4 protein-coding genes are annotated in these 3,110 nt (G+C 46.2%); 2 read left to right on the forward strand and 2 right to left on the reverse strand.

Annotation, left to right across the window (positions count from 1 at the left end):
* The first annotated feature begins 245 nt into the window (after nucleotides 1–245).
* Nucleotides 246–1,550 (forward strand): ABC transporter substrate-binding protein, encoded by a 1,305-nt coding sequence (locus IM319_RS09440; protein WP_287735405.1) that lies wholly within the window; start codon nucleotides 246–248, stop codon nucleotides 1,548–1,550.
* Nucleotides 1,551–1,921: 371 nt separating this feature from the next.
* Here IM319_RS09440 and IM319_RS09445 read toward each other — a convergent pair whose 3' ends face one another.
* Nucleotides 1,922–2,314 carry a DUF5615 family PIN-like protein gene (locus tag IM319_RS09445; RefSeq protein ID WP_287735402.1) on the reverse strand — a complete coding sequence of 131 codons (393 nt, stop codon included), beginning with the start codon at nucleotides 2,312–2,314 and terminating at the stop codon, nucleotides 1,922–1,924.
* Complete coding sequence (locus tag IM319_RS09450) at nucleotides 2,311–2,685, reverse strand: DUF433 domain-containing protein (RefSeq protein ID WP_287735407.1); 375 nt, start codon at nucleotides 2,683–2,685, stop codon at nucleotides 2,311–2,313. Before IM319_RS09450 ends, IM319_RS09445 begins: the two co-directional genes overlap by 4 nt.
* Nucleotides 2,686–2,800: 115 nt before the next feature.
* On the opposite strand from IM319_RS09450, the gene IM319_RS09455 reads away from it, so the two are divergent.
* The coding region (locus tag IM319_RS09455; protein ID WP_287735404.1) for an RNA-guided endonuclease InsQ/TnpB family protein at nucleotides 2,801–3,110 on the forward strand (310 nt) is incomplete at its 3' end.

Raw genomic sequence — 3,110 nt, forward strand, 5'->3', positions numbered from 1 at the left:
CGGCCTTGAACGAGTAAAACTTTCTAGGAAATAAGGTGGAACATGAGATTTTTTCGACTTGTTCAAAGTGGCCGGAGGGCATTCGGACACTGAAAACGGACGGGTCGAAAGTGTCAGACTTAAGCAATTAAGCGTTTTTCGCTATCTGCGTCAACCCCGTTCAGCGACCACCCTAAAAAAGTGGCGTGGTGAGGAATCGCCGTCCGTTTTACGGCGGCGAGGATGTCAACCTTGATCTTACCGCCATGCAGAGATATATTCGATCGCCCCTAGCCCTAACCCTGAGCATCAGCCTCTTAGCTAATTTTTTAACCGCTTGTAATAATGCCCAAACCCCAGATAACAACGCCTCTAGCCCCACCACCACTGCCCCCGGGGATCAGGGCTTAAAATTAGGGGCTTTACTGCCCATTACCGGAGATTTAGCCGCTATTGGTCAAAATATGCCCGAAGCAGCCGCCCTAGCGGTAGAGACTATCAATGCCTGTGGTGGAGTCAATGGCAAACCAGTCACCCTCGTGAAAGAAGATGACCAAACCGATCCCGCCGCCGGTGCTTCAGCGATGACGAAACTAGCGGAGGTGGATAAAGTAGCCGGTGTGATCGGTTCCTTTGCCAGTAGCGTCTCAGGAGCAGCCGTCGATGTGGCGGTGAGAAATAAAGTTATGTTAGTCTCTCCGGGTAGCACCAGTCCTGTATTTACTGACAGGGCGAAAAAAGGCGATTTTCAAGGTTTTTGGGCGCGGACGGCTCCCCCGGACACCTACCAAGCTCAAGCTTTAGCGGTCCTAGCTAAGAAAAAGGGTTTTCAAAATGTGGCCACCGTCGTGATCAATAACGATTATGGAGTCGGATTTGAACGGGAATTCGTGAGCGCTTTCGATAAATTAGGCGGCACTATCACTAATAAGCAAAATCCTGTCCGTTATGACCCGAGAGCTGCCACTCTCGATAGTGAAGCGGCAGCTGCCTTCGCTAACCAACCGGATGCTGTAGCGGCAGTCCTTTACGCTGAAACGGGCAGTTTATTACTGCAAGCGGCCTATAAACAGGGATTGACCAAAGGAGTTACCGTCCTCCTCACCGATGGGGTTTTTTCGGAAGATTTCACCAAACAGGTGGGGAAAGGAACCGATGGTAAGTCAATTATTGCTGGGTCCCTAGGCACGGTCCCCGGGGCCGACGGTCAAGCTTTAAGTGCTTTTACTACTCTCTGGAAGGAAAAAACTGGCAAGGATGTCACCGCTTTTGTTCCCCATACTTGGGACGCGGGGATTTTATTGATGTTAGCAGCCGAGGCGGCTAAATCTAACACTGGTGAAGGGATTCAAAGCAAGATTCGTGAGGTGGCTAACGGTCCGGGGACGGAAGTAACCGATGCTTGTCAAGCCATGGAAATGATTCGCAAAGGCGAGGATATTAACTATCAGGGGGCCAGTGGCAATGTGGATATCGATGAAAATGGCGATGTGGTCGGTAGTTACGATGTCTGGACTGTCAAGGATGACGGGACTCTCAAGGTTATCGATCAGGTGACACCTAATCAGTAATCAGTAATCAGTGATCAGGAGGCAGAAGGCAGGAGGTAGGGGATAGGGTGATAGGGATTTAGGGGTTTAGGGAAATTTCAGCCAAATGCTCCACTTCCCCACTACTTCACTACCCCACTTCATAATTCATCATTCATACTTTGTGCTTTTTGTCAAAAAAACTTTTTTTTTTGCAACAAAACTACACAAAAAAAAGATCATCTTTGTGGGTCAAATTGACTCATTTACCTGTCTTAATTAGGGTCTGCTGAAAAAGTTTTTCCTAGGGGCAGGGTGTAGGGTGTAGGGTGTGGGGTGTGGGGTTTTACAGATTTTGAGGGGGTCAATTACCTAATTTTCAGGGAAAAAGTCCCTGAATTTCCCCAACAGTCTTATGGGATGAAAATTCGACCGATTCCCATATAGTTTTCTAGATCAAATAAAATCTCAATCAAGCGGGTAGCACATCTTTGCCGATAGCTACTTTCATCAAAGCGCTCAGGGTTTCCAATTGTCAGAATTGGCAGGGAAGCGGGTGTATTTTCTTCACGTATGGTTTGTTCCAGCGAATCAATTCCTTTCATATTTCGATTTGCTGTAATTAAAATCATCTGAGTGTTTTGAGCAAATTGCCAAACAACCCGATCACTACTATCCATCGGCAATCCAACATCCTGAAAGGTGAAGAAGCGGATGGGCAAAAGATCAAGCCATCCTTCTGCTGAGAGGGTTCCCCAGAATAAAACAACATCGCCCGTTAAGTTGTAGTCAATCAGAAAGTTCATGATTGAGATTCAATGCGTGCTTTCCACTCTTGAAGCTTCGCACGAATGGTTTCTTGACCAGGCTTAGGGGGTATCGCCGCAATCTTGGCAAATCGCTCACGATTTCGCTCTTCCCAGTATTGACGAATTTCTGTCGCTGTCTGCAAGCATTCTTGATACTCGGCTTCAACCTCAGTACAATGAGTCTCAATGTATGCTAGGGCTGAATCAATCTGTCTATCATTAAGACCAAGTTTTTCACGAATCAGCTTGGGCGGGTACTGAGCCTTTAGGTAATCCATAACATCATAAAGGGTAATTCGCGTACCGGCGATTGTCAATCCACGCTCTGTACGAATAATAGCTGATTGCCCGTTGGATACCAGAACCATACTCATAACCTTCTAGAATTTCATCGAAAATTTGGGTCTGAAACCCCGCCGTTTTACGGCGGCTTTGCTGTTAAATATGAGCATCGTTTACGAAATATATGCTAAAATGTGAGACATGGAAAAAGCCTACTCGTTTCGATTTTACCCCACACCAACACAAGAGTCGCTATTGCGGCGCACATTGGGCTGTGTAAGATTAGTTTACAATAAAGCTCTCCACGAACGAACACAAGCTTGGTACGAAAAGCAAGAAAGAGTAGGCTACGCTCAAACTTCTTCAATGTTGACCGATTGGAAAAAGCAAGAAGAATTAGACTTTCTCAATGGAGTAAGCTGTGTACCTTTACAACAAGGGTTAAGACATTTACAAACAGCTTTTACCAATTTCTTTGCTGGTCGTACTAAGTATCCTAACTTTAAGAAAA

Origin of the sequence: Microcystis sp. M113S1, assembly GCF_020246945.1 — a bacterium.
Taxonomy (GTDB): Bacteria; Cyanobacteriota; Cyanobacteriia; order Cyanobacteriales; family Microcystaceae; genus Microcystis.